The organism is Domibacillus sp. DTU_2020_1001157_1_SI_ALB_TIR_016 (genome assembly GCF_032341995.1).
In the GTDB taxonomy this organism is placed as follows: domain Bacteria; phylum Bacillota; class Bacilli; order Bacillales; family Domibacillaceae; genus Domibacillus; species Domibacillus indicus_A.
In genome coordinates this window covers 2,947,071-2,963,722 of record NZ_CP135439.1, presented here as the reverse complement: position 1 = coordinate 2,963,722, position 16,652 = coordinate 2,947,071, and the positions used below count along the sequence as shown (strand labels likewise).

Annotated in this window: 17 protein-coding genes, 2 tRNA genes, 1 rRNA gene and 1 riboswitch; of the genes, 13 read left to right on the top strand and 7 right to left on the bottom strand. The window is 42.8% G+C overall.

The window, feature by feature from the left end; genetic code table 11:
• The first annotated feature begins 56 nt into the window (after positions 1 to 56).
• The 7 genes from rrf (at position 57) to tsaD (ending at position 3,095) form a co-directional block, all read left to right on the top strand.
• Positions 57 to 172, top strand: a 5S ribosomal RNA gene (gene rrf / locus RRU94_RS23240).
• Positions 173 to 209: 37 nt separating this feature from the next.
• A tRNA-Met gene (locus tag RRU94_RS23235) sits at positions 210 to 283 on the top strand.
• 5 nt (positions 284 to 288) lie between these two features.
• Positions 289 to 365: transfer RNA gene (locus RRU94_RS23230), tRNA-Asp, on the top strand.
• 104 nt (positions 366 to 469) lie between these two features.
• Positions 470 to 949 (top strand): tRNA (adenosine(37)-N6)-threonylcarbamoyltransferase complex ATPase subunit type 1 TsaE, encoded by a 480-nt coding sequence (tsaE, locus tag RRU94_RS23225; RefSeq protein WP_315693219.1) that lies wholly within the window; start codon positions 470 to 472, stop codon positions 947 to 949.
• Entirely contained in the window at positions 930 to 1,637 is a 708-nt protein-coding gene (tsaB, locus tag RRU94_RS23220) for a tRNA (adenosine(37)-N6)-threonylcarbamoyltransferase complex dimerization subunit type 1 TsaB (RefSeq protein ID WP_315693217.1), read from the top strand. Before tsaE ends, tsaB begins: the two co-directional genes overlap by 20 nt.
• Positions 1,630 to 2,076 (top strand): ribosomal protein S18-alanine N-acetyltransferase, encoded by a 447-nt coding sequence (rimI, locus tag RRU94_RS23215; RefSeq protein WP_315693215.1) that lies wholly within the window; start codon positions 1,630 to 1,632, stop codon positions 2,074 to 2,076. The genes tsaB and rimI overlap by 8 nt, the downstream gene beginning before the upstream one ends.
• Complete coding sequence (gene tsaD, locus RRU94_RS23210) at positions 2,076 to 3,095, top strand: tRNA (adenosine(37)-N6)-threonylcarbamoyltransferase complex transferase subunit TsaD (RefSeq protein ID WP_315693213.1); 1,020 nt, start codon at positions 2,076 to 2,078, stop codon at positions 3,093 to 3,095. Before rimI ends, tsaD begins: the two co-directional genes overlap by 1 nt.
• A 166-nt stretch (positions 3,096 to 3,261) precedes the next feature.
• Here the strand turns inward: tsaD and RRU94_RS23205 are convergent, their stop codons facing one another.
• On the bottom strand, positions 3,262 to 5,184 hold the full coding sequence (locus tag RRU94_RS23205; protein WP_315693212.1) for an ABC-F family ATP-binding cassette domain-containing protein: 1,923 nt from the start codon (positions 5,182 to 5,184) through the stop codon (positions 3,262 to 3,264).
• Positions 5,185 to 5,333: 149 nt separating this feature from the next.
• Between RRU94_RS23205 and RRU94_RS23200 the strand changes: the two genes are divergently transcribed.
• Genes RRU94_RS23200 through tatC form a run of 3 tightly spaced genes read left to right on the top strand, consistent with a single transcriptional unit; the run spans position 5,334 to position 6,999 of the window.
• The gene (locus RRU94_RS23200) at positions 5,334 to 5,987 is read left to right on the top strand and encodes a redox-sensing transcriptional repressor Rex (protein ID WP_315693210.1); all 654 of its coding nucleotides are present in this window, start codon (positions 5,334 to 5,336) and stop codon (positions 5,985 to 5,987) included.
• A gap of 55 nt (positions 5,988 to 6,042) precedes the next feature.
• Positions 6,043 to 6,219, top strand: coding sequence for a twin-arginine translocase TatA/TatE family subunit (locus RRU94_RS23195; RefSeq protein WP_242237718.1), 177 nt, complete (start codon positions 6,043 to 6,045; stop codon positions 6,217 to 6,219).
• A gap of 18 nt (positions 6,220 to 6,237) precedes the next feature.
• Positions 6,238 to 6,999, top strand: a complete 762-nt coding sequence (tatC, locus tag RRU94_RS23190; RefSeq protein ID WP_315693208.1) for a twin-arginine translocase subunit TatC — start codon at positions 6,238 to 6,240, stop codon at positions 6,997 to 6,999.
• Between the two features lie 12 nt (positions 7,000 to 7,011).
• On the opposite strand, the gene RRU94_RS23185 is transcribed toward tatC, so the two are convergent.
• Both RRU94_RS23185 and RRU94_RS23180 read right to left on the bottom strand, forming a co-directional pair.
• Positions 7,012 to 7,206 (bottom strand): YdiK family protein, encoded by a 195-nt coding sequence (locus tag RRU94_RS23185; RefSeq protein ID WP_242237722.1) that lies wholly within the window; start codon positions 7,204 to 7,206, stop codon positions 7,012 to 7,014.
• A 12-nt stretch (positions 7,207 to 7,218) separates the two neighbouring features.
• Complete coding sequence (locus RRU94_RS23180; protein WP_315693207.1) at positions 7,219 to 7,965, bottom strand: CPBP family intramembrane glutamic endopeptidase; 747 nt, start codon at positions 7,963 to 7,965, stop codon at positions 7,219 to 7,221.
• Between the two features lie 218 nt (positions 7,966 to 8,183).
• Between RRU94_RS23180 and groES the strand changes: the two genes are divergently transcribed.
• Together groES and groL are read left to right on the top strand one after the other, a co-directional pair.
• Entirely contained in the window at positions 8,184 to 8,468 is a 285-nt protein-coding gene (gene groES / locus RRU94_RS23175; RefSeq protein ID WP_050184120.1) for a co-chaperone GroES, read from the top strand.
• Between the two features lie 79 nt (positions 8,469 to 8,547).
• On the top strand, positions 8,548 to 10,179 hold the full coding sequence (gene groL, locus RRU94_RS23170) for a chaperonin GroEL (RefSeq protein ID WP_242237726.1): 1,632 nt from the start codon (positions 8,548 to 8,550) through the stop codon (positions 10,177 to 10,179).
• A gap of 344 nt (positions 10,180 to 10,523) precedes the next feature.
• Here the strand turns inward: groL and RRU94_RS23165 are convergent, their stop codons facing one another.
• Both RRU94_RS23165 and RRU94_RS23160 read right to left on the bottom strand, forming a co-directional pair.
• Positions 10,524 to 10,895 carry a hypothetical protein gene (locus RRU94_RS23165; protein WP_315693205.1) on the bottom strand — a complete coding sequence of 124 codons (372 nt, stop codon included), beginning with the start codon at positions 10,893 to 10,895 and terminating at the stop codon, positions 10,524 to 10,526.
• Positions 10,896 to 11,169: 274 nt separating this feature from the next.
• A complete protein-coding gene (locus RRU94_RS23160) occupies positions 11,170 to 12,351 on the bottom strand; it encodes a DUF4317 domain-containing protein (protein WP_315693204.1) in 1,182 nt (393 codons plus the stop codon).
• Between the two features lie 261 nt (positions 12,352 to 12,612).
• Positions 12,613 to 12,713, top strand: a riboswitch (purine riboswitch).
• Between the two features lie 159 nt (positions 12,714 to 12,872).
• Between RRU94_RS23160 and RRU94_RS23155 the strand changes: the two genes are divergently transcribed.
• Positions 12,873 to 14,066, top strand: coding sequence for a nucleoside transporter C-terminal domain-containing protein (locus RRU94_RS23155; RefSeq protein WP_315693203.1), 1,194 nt, complete (start codon positions 12,873 to 12,875; stop codon positions 14,064 to 14,066).
• Between the two features lie 189 nt (positions 14,067 to 14,255).
• Here RRU94_RS23155 and RRU94_RS23150 read toward each other — a convergent pair whose 3' ends face one another.
• Together RRU94_RS23150 and RRU94_RS23145 are read right to left on the bottom strand one after the other, a co-directional pair.
• Complete coding sequence (locus RRU94_RS23150) at positions 14,256 to 15,275, bottom strand: YheC/YheD family endospore coat-associated protein (protein ID WP_315693202.1); 1,020 nt, start codon at positions 15,273 to 15,275, stop codon at positions 14,256 to 14,258.
• The gene (locus tag RRU94_RS23145) at positions 15,272 to 16,513 is read right to left on the bottom strand and encodes an ATP-grasp domain-containing protein (RefSeq protein WP_315693201.1); all 1,242 of its coding nucleotides are present in this window, start codon (positions 16,511 to 16,513) and stop codon (positions 15,272 to 15,274) included. Before RRU94_RS23145 ends, RRU94_RS23150 begins: the two co-directional genes overlap by 4 nt.
• Positions 16,514 to 16,652: the final 139 nt, after the last annotated feature.

The following is a 16,652-nucleotide window of genomic DNA, read 5'->3' as shown; positions in this document are numbered from 1 at the left end:
CCATACAATAACGCTTCTATCCAGTTTTGAAAGAACACTTCTTTCAAACTTCATAGTCAGGTGGCAATAGCGAAGAGGTCACACCCGTTCCCATCCCGAACACGGCCGTTAAGCTCTTCAGCGCCGATGGTAGTTGGGGGTTTCCCCCTGTGAGAGCAGGACGCCGCCTGGCTGTGAAGGATTAAAATTATATATTTTCTTTTTATCGTCGCGGGGTGGAGCAGCCCGGTAGCTCGTCGGGCTCATAACCCGAAGGTCGCAGGTTCAAATCCTGCCCCCGCAATCGTTGGTCCGGTAGTTCAGTTGGTTAGAATGCCTGCCTGTCACGCAGGAGGTCGCGGGTTCGAGTCCCGTCCGGACCGCCATTTTCTTTTAGAATACGCAATTATTCGATATAATAAAGATACAATCAGAAACCTTAGGATCATCATTATCCTAAGGTTTTTTTTCGAGGAAAGAAGGCGGACACATGACATCTTCTTATACATGGACGTTAAACAATTTGGAAGAAATGAGCGCATTTGCCAGTGCGCTGGCTGATACGCTTCGTCCAGGCGACGTCTTGCTGCTTGAAGGCGACTTAGGAGCGGGAAAAACAACATTTACCCAACATTTGGCAAAAGCATTAGGTGTCACGAAAAATGTAAACAGTCCAACATTTACCATCATCAAAGAATATGAAGGCACCTATCCTCTTTACCATATGGACGTTTACCGGCTAGGGGAAGAATCAGAAGATCTGGGCTTTGATGAATACTTTTACGGTAATGGCATTACGGTCGTGGAATGGGCCCATTTAATCGCAGACCAGCTTCCGGAAGAGTACATACAAATCAATCTCTTCCACACTGGTGTAGAAGGGCAGCGAAAAGTACAATTAACACTGAATGGGGATCGATATGTCCGCATTCTTGAGAAGGTGAATACATTTGAAAACATTAGCGATTGATACCTCTACTTATACGCTGTCGATCGGTCTCGCAGATGGAGACGTCATTCTGGCAGAGCAGGTAACAAATGTGAAAAAGAATCATTCTATCCGGGTAATGCCGGCTATTCAAACGTTAATGAATGAAGCAGACATAAAGCCGGAAGATTTGGAAAAGATTATTGTAACAAATGGTCCGGGCTCATATACAGGAGTTCGTATTGGTGTAACAATCGCCAAAACGTTGGCCTGGACATTAAATATTCCATTGGCTGCCGTTTCTGGTCTCGCTTCACTGGCTGCTTCAGCTCCCGTGGTAGATGGACTTGTCTGCCCGGTTTTTGATGCGCGGCGTGGACGCATTTTCACGGGTTTATACCGCTTGTCAAATGGCGCGGTTCAGCCCGTTTTGGAAGATCGGAATGTTTCGGTGGCGGAATGGTGCACAGAGCTGCTTCTTCAAAAGGAGCCGGTTTTATTTGTGGGGCAAGAAAGTAAAATTCATGAGAAAGTAATTGCTGAACAAATGGGTGAGCAGGCTGTATTTGCTGGCAGAGCCGTTCCTTATACCCGCCCGGCTGCTCTTTTAGCGCTCGGGGCGGCAGTGGAAAGTAACCCGACAGAGGTTGTACCAAATTATGCACGTCTTGCTGAAGCAGAAGCTAAGTGGATTGAGGCAAATGAAAAGAAGGCGGCAGGCCGTGAGTGAGGCAGTAATCCGCCCAATGGTAATAGAAGATATTCCGGCTGTGCTCGAAGTAGAGCAGGCAAGCTTTTCCCTTCCTTGGCCAAAAGAAGCCTTTGAAAGAGAAATTGCATTAAATGATTATGCTCATTATTATACGGTCGAACAAGAGGGCAATGTTATCGGCTATTGCGGAATGTGGGTTGTGTACGATCAAGTGCAGATTACCAATATCGCGATTTTGCCTCGATTCCGTGGAAAAGGATATGGGAAAAAACTGCTTGGTTTTATGATCCAAAAAGCAAGGGAGTACGGTGGAGCTGTTCTTTCACTTGAGGTTCGCGTCAGCAATACAGCAGCAATGACATTGTATAAACAATTCGGTTTGCAGCCGGGTGGAATCCGGAAGCAATATTATACCGACAACCAGGAAGATGCTTTAGTAATGTGGGTGAATTTATAATGGAAAAAAACACATATGTTTTTGGAATTGAAACGAGCTGTGATGAAACGGCGGCGGCCATTGTAAAAAATGGTACAGAAATTGTGGCGAATGTTGTTTCTTCTCAAATTGAAAGCCACAAGCGGTTTGGCGGTGTTGTGCCTGAAATTGCTTCCCGCCATCATGTAGAACAAATTATTGCTGTACTGAACGAAACACTTGAACAGGCAGGTCTGACGTTTAAAGATATGGATGCAATCGCTGTGACGAAAGGTCCAGGCCTTGTAGGTGCTCTATTAATTGGCGTAAATGCTGCAAAGGCAATCGCTTTTGCCCACAACCTGCCGCTTATTGGTGTCCATCATATTGCGGGACATATTTACGCAAATCGTCTGCTGAAGGAAATGGCGTTTCCGCTTTTGTCTCTCGTCGTCTCAGGCGGACATACGGAGCTCGTTTATATGAAGGAACATGGATCATTTGAAGTTATTGGTGAAACACGCGATGATGCAGCAGGTGAAGCATACGATAAAGTAGCACGTACACTAAACCTGCCTTATCCAGGGGGTCCGCATATTGATCGGCTTGCGGCTCAAGGAGAAGATACGTACAAGCTTCCGCGTGTCCGGCTTGAAGAGGGTTCTTACGATTTCAGCTTCAGCGGTTTAAAATCAGCGGTTATTAATACGGTTCATAATGCAGAGCAGCGCGGGGAAGAGATTGTGCCGGAAAACCTGGCGGCAAGCTTTCAAGCAAGTGTTGTCGATGTATTAACCGAAAAAACGATCCGTGCTGCTAAAGAGTATGGAGTAAAGCAAGTGCTATTGTCTGGAGGCGTTGCGGCCAATAAAGGACTTCGTGCTTCTTTAGAAAATGCTTTTGCTGATTTTAAAAACATCGAGCTTGTGATTCCGCCACTGTCTTTATGTACAGATAACGCGGCGATGATTGCAGCAGCAGGCACGATTTTATTCGAGCAGGGAAAACGAGATGGGATGGATATGAATGGTCATCCCGGCTTAGATATTGAAGCTTTTTAAAAAAGAGGCATTCTGGCTGGAATGCCTCTTTTTTGTGTATAAAGGGGATAAATTCTTCCACAACCTGTGGATAATGTGTATAAATCTGTGGAAACCTTTGCAATAAACAGAGTATTCGATGTTTTTATGTGGATAAAAAGAAAAGAGGCTGTGGATAGCCTCTTATTTACTCAGATTGCAATTCTTCCCATTCTGTCATAAGCTGTTCAATCGCTTCATTTGCCCGATCAAGCTGCTGCTGCAGCTCCAGCGATTTTTCGTGATCTTCATATACTTCAGGCAGACAAAGCAATTCTTCTGCTTCTGTTACTTTTTCTTCTTGAGCGGCAATTTCTGTTTCGATTTCTTCAATCCGCCGCGCTCGCTGCCGTTCTTTTTTACGCTGTTCTTTATCTGTTTTATAAGAATCCGCTGATGCCGGCTGGGCTTTTGTGACTGTTTTTTCGTCTGCTTCAAGCGCAGCGAGCTCCTCAAGCTCATTTTTTTTCTCTACATAATAATCGTAGTCACCCAAATAGACGGTTACGCCTTCTTTGTCGAGCTCAATCACTTTTGTAGCAATCCGGTTAATAAAATACCGGTCATGAGACACGAATAAAAGAGTACCCGGATAATCGATCAAGGCGTTTTCAAGAACTTCTTTACTATCGAGGTCCAAATGGTTCGTCGGCTCATCGAGAATTAAGAAATTGGCCTTTTGCATCGTCAGCTTGGCCAGCGCAAGGCGCGCTTTTTCGCCTCCGCTAAGAGCAGCTACTGGCTTTAAGACGTCATCTCCTGAGAACAGAAACGTGCCTAGTATCGAACGAATTTCTTTTTCCGGTGTGCCCGGATAGTCATCCCACAGTTCAGACAGCACGGTTTTAGCCCGGTTCAAATGAGATTGCTCCTGATCGTAGTAGCCGATTTCCACTCCAGCTCCATGACGAATATCGCCGCCAATCAGCGGAAGAGCACCGGTAATGGATTTGAGCAGGGTCGACTTGCCGGCTCCATTTGGTCCGACAAGGGCGATGCTATCACCGCGTGTAACGGAAAAAGACAGATCTGCGCCAATTTTTTCACCATTGTAGCCTATCGATGCATGGTCTACATGCAGTACTTCACTGCCGCTCTGACGATCGATATCAAACAGCATGCCCGGCGGCTTTTCGTCTCCGTCCGGCCGAGCCATCATTTCCATGCGGTCAAGCTGCTTGCGCCGGCTTTGCGCTCGTTTTGTAGTAGAGGCACGTGCGATGTTTCGCTGAATAAACTCCTCCAGCTTTGCGGCTTCTTCCTGCTGTTTTTCATATTGCTTCATTTCCCGTTCAAACTGCTCGGCTTTCTGGGTTAAGTATTTGCTGTAGTTACCGGTAAAACGGCGGATTTTATGACGGGATACTTCATATACCTGATTAACGGTTTTATCGAGGAAGTAGCGGTCATGCGAGACAATTAAAATCGCACCAGAATAGCTTTGCAGATAGTTTTCAAGCCAGGAAAGTGTCTCGATATCAAGGTGGTTAGTCGGTTCATCGAGAATTAAAATATCCGGTTTTGTTAAAAGAAGCTTGGCAAGGGCGAGGCGTGTTTTTTGTCCGCCGCTCAGCGTGGAAATGCGAGTATCATAGTCATAATCATGAAAACGAAATCCGTGCAGGACCGACCGGAGATCAGCCTCGTATTGATAGCCGCCTGCTTCCTTAAATTCATTTTGCAGACTATCGTAAGCAGTCATGACTTGGTTGTAGCGGGCAGAATTTTCATACACATCAGGATCGGCCATGCTGGCTTCAAGTGCCCGCAGCTTTTGTTCCATTTCGCGCAGGCCGTCAAATACACTGTTCATTTCATCCCAAATAGATAAGTCCGATTCAAGCCCGGTATCTTGTGCCAGATAGCCGATGGTTACGTCTTTTGGCTTCATAATGGCGCCTTCTTCATAAGAAAGCTGTCCGGCAATCGTTTTCAGCAGAGTCGATTTGCCGGCTCCGTTACGTCCAACAAGAGCAATGCGGTCGCCTGTCTGCACTTCAAGCTTAATATTAGATAAAATCAGTTCAGCTCCATAATATTTCGAAAGCTGCTGTACTTGTAGAAGAATCATTGTTTTTCACCTCACCTTCCACTTTACTTGAGCTCAGCGCCTTGGGCAATGAAAAAGAAGCGGTTCTTGTGAAAAACGCTACAAAGATTTATGATTGTATTAAGAAAAGAAAACAAACATGGAAGCGGTATCACCTTGGAGGGAAAAAAATGAACAACGATTCGATGAAAATACCTCAGGCGACGGCAAAGCGTCTGCCTTTATATTATCGATTTATTCAAAACCTGCATTCTTCCGGAAAACAGCGGGTGTCATCGGCAGAGCTGAGTGAAGCAGTAAAAGTAGACTCGGCCACAATCCGCCGCGATTTTTCATACTTTGGCGCACTTGGCAAAAAAGGATATGGATACAATGTGAGCTATCTGCTGTCTTTTTTCCGCAAAACCCTTGATCAGGATGAAGTGACCAATGTAGCGCTTATTGGTGTCGGAAATTTAGGAACAGCGTTTTTAAATTATAACTTTTTAAAAAACAACAATACAAAGATTCTGGTGGCTTTTGACGTTGAAGAGAGTAAGGTCAATCAAAAAATTGGAGACGTGCCCATTCATCATATGGATGAATTAGAAATGGTATTATCTGAATTAGAAGTGCCAGTCGCGATTTTAACGATTCCGCAGGCAGCGGCCCAGTCCATTACGGACCGGCTGGTAAAAGCAGATATTAAAGGGATTTTAAACTTTACACCCGCAAGACTAAATGTGCCGCCTGAGATTCGGGTGCATCACATTGACCTGGCGGTTGAGCTGCAATCGCTCGTTTATTTCCTGAAAAACTATCCGGATGAATCTGTCGAAAAATGATCATAGTATTGCGTTCTTAAATCAGTTATGATTAGGAAAAAGGAGGCGGATGCCAATGCCAGGGATTGGAAGCATGGTTGTGATTGGCGCGGCAGCACTTTTGATTTTCGGACCGAAAAAGCTCCCGGAGCTCGGACGGGCAGCAGGGGATACACTTCGTGAGTTTAAAAACTCAACAAAAGGACTGGCCGATGATGAAGAACGGACAGAGGACAAAAAAGAGTCCAAGTAATGTTAGGATGATAGACAAATGAGTCAGCAGGACATGACGGTATATGAACATTTAGAAGAAGTGCGCAAGCGCCTCATCATTGTGATTGTTTTCTTTTTTATTGCGGCAATCGGCGGGCTGTTTTTGGCCAAGCCGATCATCCAGTATTTGCAGCATGCAGATGAAGCGGCTGCCTTGACGATGAATGCGTTTCGTGTAACCGATCCGCTGAAAGTTTATTTTCAAATGGCTTTTGTGATTGGAATTGTGTTAACTTCGCCGGTTCTTTTATATCAGCTCTGGGCATTTGTCAGTCCGGGCCTTCATGAACGGGAGCGCCGGGTTACGCTCAGCTATATTCCGGCGTCCATACTGCTGTTTCTTGGCGGTCTTTGGTTTTCCTATTTTGTGTTGTTTCCCTACATTATTCATTTTATGATGAAGCTGTCTGGCGATTTGAATATTGAACAGGTAATCGGCATCAATGAATATTTTCACTTTTTATTTCAAACCACGATTCCGTTTGGATTCCTTTTTCAGCTGCCGGTCATTACTTTGTTTTTAACAAGGCTTGGCATTGTCACTCCACAGCTGTTAGGACAGATTCGGCGTTACGCTTATTTTGTTCTGCTGATTATCGCGGCGCTCATCACTCCGCCTGATATTATGTCGTTTGCCATAGTGAGCATACCACTTTTTGTACTTTATGAAGTGAGTGTATGGATTTCAAGAATCGGCTTCAAAAAAGCGCAGCAGGCAGAAGCCTTCACCGCAGAAAACGAAGAAAAATCCGCCCAGTAACCTGGACGGATTTTATTTTTGGCTTTTTTGCCGTTTTATATGGGTAAAGATAAGGCGGATGCCTGTGCCAATATCCATAGTAGCCAGCAGAATCAGCAGGTATGTAAAGGGACCAAACCCATTTGCATTTACATCCTGAATGGCAAAAAGAACAAAAAAAGCACCAAGGACACTAAAAAAAATGCCTCTTGTTAAATAAGACTGCACACGATTTCCCCCTTACCACCACTTGATCCATTGGGACAGCTGCTCCATCTGCTCTGCTTTGCGGATCATTTTCTGAATGTCATCCGCAAACACATACTGCATCAGCACAACAAATGTATTCATCGACACGTGCGCGACAATCGGTACGATAATTCGTTTTGTTTTTACATAAAGAAAAGCGAATGTAAAGCCCATTGCTGCATATAATATTGTGTGCTCCAGCTCCATATGTGCGACAGAGAAAATAAGCGAGCTGATTAAAGCCGCAAAGAAAAACGGCATTCGGTTATAAAGCGAGCCGAAAATGATTTTACGAAACACAATTTCCTCTAAAATCGGTCCAAATACCGCTACAGCCAGGACCACAACCGGCACTCCCTGGACAAGCTCAATAATATCCTGTGTGTTTTGCGATCCCGGCTCGATGCCGAGAAGAAACGTTTCAACCATGATGGCCGCATACTGGGCAGCAAACGCCATAAATACACCAAGTATAGCCCAAACCATTGCAGAGCCAGGAGGAACAGGTGCCTGACGTTCAATGGAGTTTCGATACGTAGAACGCCATAAAATAAGCAGCACAATCGCCGTTGCCAGCGCAAATGCGATCACCGTCCAGGAACCTGGGACAAGCGCTTTCAGACGGTCGGTCTCTACTCCCGCAATGAGTCCTGCCTCGTACAGAAGCGGCTGACCGACAAAAGCGGAAAGCTGCATGACAATGTACGTAATCAAAATGAACCCGTATTCTTTTTTCACAAAAAAACCCCTTTACTGATAGAAAAAACGCAACGTCCGGCGTTCTTCTTTTTATTGTACTATTGAAAGAAAGCCGCTTCAAATAAGGAGTCTGAAAATTTTTCCGCTTTCTGCTTGCAAAGAGGATAGGGCATCCTTTATTATAATAATTGTGTTAGCACTCATTAGAGTAGAGTGCTAATAAAAATATATTCAACCATTTTTGAGGAGGGTTTCACTTGTTAAAACCACTAGGTGACCGCGTAGTAATTGAGCTAGTAGAATCTGAAGAAAAAACAGCCAGCGGAATTGTACTTCCAGATTCGGCAAAAGAAAAGCCACAGGAAGGAAAAGTTGTGGCCGTGGGTACAGGACGTGTGCTTGACAGCGGAGAGCGTGTAGCACTTGAAGTTGCTGAAGGCGACCGCATCATCTTCTCAAAATACGCAGGAACAGAAGTAAAGTTTGAAGGAAACGACTACTTATTGCTCCGCGAAAATGACATTTTAGCTGTAATTGGCTAACAATCTGCAAAAAGCGGCTTAATTTAACATTTAAAATGAACGACTAATAGAACCATCATTTAAAGGAGGCACTTTTAACATGGCTAAAGATATTAAATTCAGTGAAGACGCGCGCCGCGCAATGCTTGCTGGTGTAGACAAGCTTGCAGATGCGGTAAAAGTAACGCTTGGACCGAAAGGACGCAACGTTGTATTGGAGAAAAAATTCGGTTCTCCACTTATTACAAACGACGGTGTAACAATCGCTAAAGAAATCGAGCTTGAAGACGCGTTTGAAAACATGGGTGCGAAGCTTGTAGCAGAAGTAGCAAGCAAAACAAATGATGTAGCCGGTGACGGTACAACAACTGCAACGGTTCTAGCGCAAGCGATGATCCGTGAAGGTCTTAAAAACGTAACAGCAGGCGCTAACCCAGTCGGCATCCGCAAAGGAATGGACAAAGCGGTAGCAGCAGCTGTAACAGAGCTTCAAAACATCTCTAAACAAATCGAAGGCAAAGAATCAATTGCACAGGTAGCAGCGATTTCTTCTGCTGACGAAGAAGTAGGCCAATTGATCGCAGAAGCGATGGAGCGCGTTGGAAACGACGGCGTTATCACAATCGAAGAATCAAAAGGCTTTACAACAGAGCTTGATGTAGTAGAAGGTATGCAGTTTGACCGTGGTTACGCATCTCCTTACATGATCACAGATTCTGATAAAATGGAAGCTGTTTTAGACAATCCATACATCTTAATCACAGATAAAAAAATCACAAGCATTCAGGAAATCCTTCCAGTGCTTGAGCAGGTTGTACAGCAAAGCAAGCCGCTTCTATTGATCTCTGAAGATGTAGAAGGCGAAGCACTTGCAACACTTGTTGTGAACAAACTTCGCGGTACATTCAACGCAGTAGCAGTTAAAGCACCAGGCTTCGGTGACCGCCGTAAAGCTATGCTTGAAGATATTGCGATCCTGACAGGCGGCGAAGTGATCACAGAAGAGCTTGGCCTTGATCTGAAAACAACAAACATTACACAGCTTGGCCGCGCAGCGAAAGTAGTCGTTACAAAAGAAAACACAACAATCGTTGAAGGCGCTGGCGATTCTCAAAACATCGGCGGCCGCGTAAGCCAAATCCGTGCGCAATTAGAAGAAACAACTTCTGAATTTGACCGTGAAAAACTGCAGGAGCGTCTTGCAAAACTAGCGGGTGGCGTAGCCGTAATCAAAGTCGGTGCTGCGACTGAAACAGAATTAAAAGAGCGCAAACTTCGCATTGAAGATGCGTTGAACGCAACGCGCGCAGCAGTTGAAGAAGGTATCGTATCCGGTGGTGGTACAGCTCTTGTCAACGTATACAACAAAGTAGCTGAAGTAGAAGGCGAAGGCGACGTAGCAACAGGTGTAAGAATCGTTCTTCGTGCACTAGAAGAGCCACTTCGTCAAATCGCACGCAACGCGGGCCTTGAAGGTTCTGTTATCGTAGACCGCTTGAAGCGCGAAGAAGTCGGCGTTGGCTTCAACGCAGCAACAGGCGAGTGGGTAAACATGATCGAAACAGGTATCGTAGACCCAACAAAAGTAACACGCTATGCTCTTCAAAACGCAGCGTCTGTAGCAGCTCTGTTCCTAACAACAGAAGCAGTTGTAGCAGACAAGCCAGAAGAAGGCGGCGGCATGGGCATGCCAGACATGGGCGGCATGGGTGGAATGGGCGGCATGATGTAATATCATCCCCCGAAAAAAGCGTCAAACCTTGATACATCAAGGTTTGACGCTTTTTTATTTTCTTTTTATTTAAAAAAACTCATAGTCAAAAATTAAATTACTTCTTAGTCTTCCTGAAGTAGAAGTCCGTATTGAAATTTATAAAGAGAACAAGAAGGTCATTCAGACATAGTCGAGTACTAATTGTTAGTATGGCGCCAGGCAGCAATTGGGCTGCTGTTTTTAATGGGCGTGTTAAACGCATTTAAAACACCTTTCAAGCTCCTTTTCACCTTGACCAGCCGTAAGTAGAAGAAGCCGGGATGGAGGGTAAAACCTTCATCCCGGCTTCTTTCTGCTTTTGCTTATATATCTCTTTCGTCTTCAGTTTTCAGCATTTCCTCGTCTATTAGATCAACTAATTCTTGAATACTAAACATATATAGAACAACTTCTTTTTCAACATCCTCAATATGAATTTCAGCTTGAATCCGTATTTTTGTCTGTTGCCCTTTATAAATAACATTAAAGGTTCCGATTTCTTTTTCTTCGTTGTCTTCTTTTATAGCGTTAATTTCAGCTTGAATAGTATTGATTTCGTCTTGACTAAAACCTGAATCCAGTATTGAAGAAGATAACCCTTTTAAAAAAGGTTCTATTTCTTCAAGACCGAAATTCATTCCAGCTGCAAACGGTGCTTCTTCGTAGTCATTTGTATTATCTTTTTGGTAAGCCATATAAAGAGTACCCCCGACTAAAGTATTAAAGTAAGAGCCATAATTAGAAGTTTATTATAACTCGAAAAGTTGATGTTCATTCGGGGTATACCCGTTTGTATATAACAAATTGTAATAAGATAAATCAGTTAAAATGTTCATTCAGGTTTGTTCAATAAAATTACGAGAAAGAAGGACGGGTTTGAAACTTCTTACTCTTAAGAAATCTTAGACCCGTCCTATATGCTTGTCAGGTACCCAACGTCATCATTGCAGTACCTGGCACATTTATCTATTATTGATCTATGTCGCCGCCTAGAGCTTCTGGAATCATCGTAAAGCCTTCAATCACGGTATCTTCTTCGACTTCGATCATGAGGTAGCGTTTACCGTTAAAAAGAATTTGTTTTACATAGCCCAAATCCTGTGGACTGATTGAAATGTTCGCTGCTTTCGTGCTGATTTTAATGGATTTTGACGTATATTTTGGCAGGATACTGCTGGCTTTGATTTCATACTTGTCGTCATCGATTATTTTTTGGTAGGCTGATTCAATTTTTTCCGAATTGATGTCTTCAAGGCCGCTCATCTTTAAAACCCGTTCTACGTCCTTGGAATCTAATTTTGGCGGTTCTTCCTCTTCATTTTCCTCGATCATGCGGTTAATCTCTTCGTACACATTAGAGAGTGTAGATGGGCTCAGCTGATCTCCGGTTACGTCTTTAATGATTTCTTCAAAAACGATTTTATCATCTTTTGCCGTCATCGTTTCTTCCCCGTTTAATACGTCTTCAATGAACGAGTGATCGGGCTCATGGACCTTGCCTGCTGAATAAAGAATATGATTAACATCTGCTGCATTATCGGTGAAGCAGGGAAACAGAAAGCCTGAAAGGGGGGTATTAAGATTAATAATAGGATCAAGGACAAAATGATATTTGAACTCTTTTTCAACATAGTCAAAAAGCAGTTCTTTTTTCGGCTCTTGTGTGTTATTGATGCTGCATAAAATAAATGGATGCGAATAAACGGTATCCCGTTCGCTTTCTTCAGCTTCTTGATTACGGCGTTTCATTGGCTTGAAATACTCTCCGCGAATAAATGTGACGACAATATCCTTCTCATATTGCCGAAGTGCAAGCATTTTGCCGACGATTTGAAGCATTTGCTCTTTCCAGCTCTCTACATCAGCGCTTAATAATCCTTGATGTAAAATAAGCTGGCTGTTATGTTCTGCTTCCCGTTGAAATTTTAACTCAAAAAGTTTCTCATCCAATTGGCCGGCGAGTAGTTTTTTGAAGTTATTCATAAATAACTCCTGCTGATCCTGGTCAAGCATTTCAAAGAGCTGGCTTTGGTGGTGATAAATGTCGCTTGATTCCTTCATAATATACACATTAAAAATGTCAGAGATTTTAAGTAAATCATTATCTGCTTTGAATTGTTTCCGAATATGTGCGATGTCTTTTTTGTTCATGGTTTTATCCACTCCTAAACTGCCTGATTTGCATATCTATTAGAATAACAAATAACCTTCGTCCTTTACATGACTCATTTGTTTTAAACAACATTTTTAATGATATATCCTCTAACATTTGAAAATCTTGTGAAAGGACCATTCTCCATCAGCCTTCTCATTCGTTCTTTTTATACTGAATGTTCTAAGTATTAATAGTTGTAAAATAATTGCAACTTCTACTGAAAACATTGTCGCTTTCTGTCGTTTGTTATAAAATGAGCAAGTCTAAAAAATGATCCTTGTATAATATCAGTGAAATGGTCTGATAGTTTCTACCCGGCAGCCATAAATGCCGGACTACAGGGAAGTATGAACAAACGAAGAGAAAGCACGCAGACTATTTCTTTCATACGGGTTCTTTGTGGATCACTGTATTGAATGGGATTTCCGAAACTCTTATTTTTCATGCTTCAGCCTGTAGCTGTGGGTGAAACGATAGGCTTACTTGTACGGGGAATCCTATATAGGGAGTTGTTAGTGTGTTTTTTTTATTAAATATTGTTGGGATTCTAGTGGTTTTTGGCCTGGTATTTCTTTGTTCTCCCAACAAGAAACAGGTAAAGTGGCGTTCCATTGTTGCTTTAATCATTGTGGAACTGCTCATTACCTGGTTTATGCTTGGAACGAAAATCGGAGCATGGGTCATTGATAAAATTGCTTCGTTTTTTACTTTTCTCATAAACTGTGCAAACGAGGGGATTTCTTTTGCTTTTCCGTCTGTGATGGCAAATCCTACAGTTGATTTTTTCTTTAGTGCGTTAATGCCCATTATTTTTATCGTGGCCTTTTTCGACATTCTTGGCTACTTCGGTATCCTGACATGGATTATTGATAAAGTAGGCTGGGTAATTTCCAAGGTGTCAGGGCTGCCTAAGCTTGAAAGCTTTTTTTCACTGCAGATGATGTTTCTCGGAAATACGGAAGCCCTGGCTGTGATCCGGCAGCAGCTTGCTGTACTGAACGAGAATCGCCTGCTTACCTTTGGCATTATGAGCATGAGCAGTATCAGCGGATCGATTATCGGAGCTTATTTAAGCATGGTTCCGGGAGAATATGTTTTTGCGGCGATTCCTTTAAACTGCTTGAATGCTTTACTGCTTGCGAGCGTTTTAAATCCGATAGAAGTGAGCAAAGAGGAAGACATTGTTTATGTTCCTTCGAAAAAAGAACGAACCGATTTCTTCTCGACCATTTCGAATAGTATGCTTGTCGGGATGCGAATGGTGATCGTCATTTTGGCAATGGTAATCGGCTATGTTGCGTTAACGGCCTGCTTAAATGGCATCTTAGGATTTTTGATAGAAGGGCTGACTGTCCAAAAGATTTTCTCTGTTATTTTCAGTCCGTTTGCTTTTCTTCTCGGCCTGTCCGGCCATGATGCGATGTACGTTGCTCAGCTTATGGGAATCAAGCTTGCTACAAACGAATTTGTGGCTATGATGGATCTGCAAAAAAATCTCCATTCTTTGCAGCCTCATACGGTTGCAGTAGCGACAACATTTCTAACTTCTTTTGCAAACTTTAGTACGGTCGGGATGATTTATGGAACAATCAGTTCAATCATGGGCGATGAAAAGTCCCGGATCATCGGAAAAAACGTGTGGAAGCTTTTAGTGAGCGGAATTGCGGTTTCACTTTTGAGTGCCATGTTTGTTGGTTTATTTGTTTGGTAAGATTATACGATTTAATTGAAGAAGGCCTCTCATCCGTTTATTAAACAGATGAGAGGCCTTCTTCAATTGATAAGCTGCTGAACGGTCATTAGAAAATAAGATCTGCTTTTAGAATAAATGGCTGAGGGAGGGGAGATTCGTTTTACCGAATCCTGCTCTCCTTAACAGCTTTAACCGTGTCGAAAAAAGTTAATGACGCTGATGGGCGAGGTAGCGGGCGTAAGGAATCGCGTTCTGGGCGACGGAGAAGTCGCGTCCGGTCGTTCCCGGGCGCCAGTTTACTTCAAAGAGCCATAATTGCTTGTGTTGGTCGACTCCTACATCAATGCCAAGTTCGTCAAACAACATTCCTTCATAAAGGCTTTCAAAATGGCTGGCAAAGGAGACGGCGAAATACTCCAGCAGCTGTTTCATTTCAAAATAATCATCGCCAAATTGTTCTTTGAGAAAAGGGATAAAGTCGCCCCAGTATCCCCCGGCACTAATGTTGCTGGTCAGCCTGCTGTTTCCGCTGATCCGCGGATAGATAAGATTAATAACCCATTTTCCTTCTCCGTTTTTTTGGACATGCAAGCGAAAATCATAAGCGAGACCGGCTTTCGTTTTACATTCTATATATGGCTGAATGATATATATTTGTTCCGTGACGAGGCTTTCGATCAGCGCATTAAATTCTTCCTGGGACAGACTTTCTTTCTCTGTTCCATACTGGCATTGAACGTGCTTGTTGTTTAAAAGAGTAATAAAGTAAATATTTCTTCCTTTGCTTCCTGAACTCGGTTTGATAACGGCTTTTTTCCACTGGCTGAGGAAGGAGTAGACCTCTTCAGCAGAGGAAATTTTTAATGTAGGGATCAGGTGTCTGGAAAACTCTTTTCCTTGTTTAATTTTTTCAAACACATACATTTTGCTCCCAATGGAGTGGCTGACAAAAGGAATATATTCGATTAGCTTTTCTCTAACCTCAGACTGCATTTCAGTCCTAGGGGCACTTATATTAATAATACAATCGGGAAATCTTACTTCTTTTTGAAGCCAGCTGCCGTTTTGATAAACCCATCCGGTAATCTTTTTTCTGCCGAAATCAACGGAGCGATAAGAAAAATAAACAAAATCAATGCCTTCCATTTTCGCTACGGCTGCATATTCATAGGCTCTTTTTACAGGATGCGGTGATTTACGGTGATGAAGCATTCCAAGGAGTGTCATGTTTGATCACCCTCTTCTGGTTCTAAAACGAACGTGATTTCTTTTGCTGCTTTTTGGGCTATTTGTTTTGCTTTTTTTGATTGACGCGCACTGGCTAAAACATAAGCATATCTGTGTCCCATCGAAAGAGGCGGTGTAAGAAACATGCCTTTTCTAGGCTTGATATACACTTCTTTCACTCCTTCATAATCTTTTGCTCTGTTTTTGCCAGTCACTTTCACCAATCTTCCGCTGGAAGGAACGGTTACCATTTGAACGAAAGCAAATTCTCTTTTAAGAGGTATAAGCATCGGTTCTTCACCAAGGTTCAGTTTTATCGTTTCTTTCACAAGGTTAATACCAGTGGCTGCGAAAATGGCCTGATTAACGGGTCCGCCTGAAATACGGGGATTGATTTCGATTAATTTCCATTCTCCTTTTACAAACCGCATTTCCAGGTGGCATGTTCCGTTTGAAAGCTTCAAATCTTCTAAAATGCTTTTTACTGCCGCATGCAGTTTTTTGCATGCCTGGTTTGGCAATAGAGCTGGCAGGCTATAGCCTGTAATAATAAAACGATCGAACTTGGTAATTTCCTGTTCAATAACTGCCACAATGTGAAGATGCGAATTTTTGACGAGAACTTCAATTAAATATTGAGGGCCGTCAAGGTATTCTTCAATGAGAACGGGAACCCCGGGATAGCGTTTTTGAAAACGTCTTATCGCTTTTTTGAATTGTTCCTGTGAAGAAATGAGAAGAACATCTTTAGAGCCGTTAGACACAGGGGATTTTATAATGAAAGGAAGATAGCGGCTGTATGTGCTGATTAACTTTTCTTCGCCTTCCTCAATCGAACAAACGGCATAAAAAGGAGAGGCTTGGTTTTCTTTTAATACTTCCCGAAACCTTGTTTTATCTTCCATATTAAAAAGTGCCTCTACTGAAAGCTCGGCAAGATTTAATTCCCGGGAAATGTCGGCTGCAAGGCTTACCAGTGGATCAATAAAGCTCATAAAGGCCTTGATTTGTTTTCCCTGCTTTTTTAAGCAGGAAATTTTTTTCAGAATCGCTTTTTTGTCCGTTAAGCTGCTCATATAAATCATTTGATGTACGTCCGTAAATTCTTCCCGCTGCTGCTTGATCCATTTTTCTCTATCTGTCAGTAAAACAATAAAATAACCGAGGCTTTTCGCTGCTTTTAAGGCCTCACGGCTGGAACCGGACTTATTACTGCCTAAAAATATAATAGTTTGCATACAAACGAATCAGCTCCTTAAACATATTTATGATATTTCCACCTATCAAATTTCTCTGCTTACTGCTTATATCAATAAAATAGTAGAATCGTTCTTGATCCCTCCTTTGTCCCTGTCTCATTATTTTATGCAAATGCTA

What these genes read in the sequence shown, in the direction of transcription:
- RRU94_RS23195 (WP_242237718.1), top strand. Translation starts at nt 6,043, where the DNA reads ATGCCAGGGATTGGAAGCATGGTTGTGATTGGCGCGGCAGCACTTTTG.
- RRU94_RS23145 (WP_315693201.1), bottom strand. Translation starts at nt 16,513, where the DNA reads ATGCAAACTATTATATTTTTAGGCAGTAATAAGTCCGGTTCCAGCCGT.
- tatC (WP_315693208.1), top strand. Translation starts at nt 6,238, where the DNA reads ATGAGTCAGCAGGACATGACGGTATATGAACATTTAGAAGAAGTGCGC.
- RRU94_RS23150 (WP_315693202.1), bottom strand. Translation starts at nt 15,275, where the DNA reads ATGACACTCCTTGGAATGCTTCATCACCGTAAATCACCGCATCCTGTA.
- tsaE (WP_315693219.1), top strand. Translation starts at nt 470, where the DNA reads ATGACATCTTCTTATACATGGACGTTAAACAATTTGGAAGAAATGAGC.
- tsaD (WP_315693213.1), top strand. Translation starts at nt 2,076, where the DNA reads ATGGAAAAAAACACATATGTTTTTGGAATTGAAACGAGCTGTGATGAA.
- groL (WP_242237726.1), top strand. Translation starts at nt 8,548, where the DNA reads ATGGCTAAAGATATTAAATTCAGTGAAGACGCGCGCCGCGCAATGCTT.
- RRU94_RS23165 (WP_315693205.1), bottom strand. Translation starts at nt 10,895, where the DNA reads ATGGCTTACCAAAAAGATAATACAAATGACTACGAAGAAGCACCGTTT.
- RRU94_RS23160 (WP_315693204.1), bottom strand. Translation starts at nt 12,351, where the DNA reads ATGAACAAAAAAGACATCGCACATATTCGGAAACAATTCAAAGCAGAT.
- RRU94_RS23205 (WP_315693212.1), bottom strand. Translation starts at nt 5,184, where the DNA reads ATGATTCTTCTACAAGTACAGCAGCTTTCGAAATATTATGGAGCTGAA.
- RRU94_RS23200 (WP_315693210.1), top strand. Translation starts at nt 5,334, where the DNA reads ATGAACAACGATTCGATGAAAATACCTCAGGCGACGGCAAAGCGTCTG.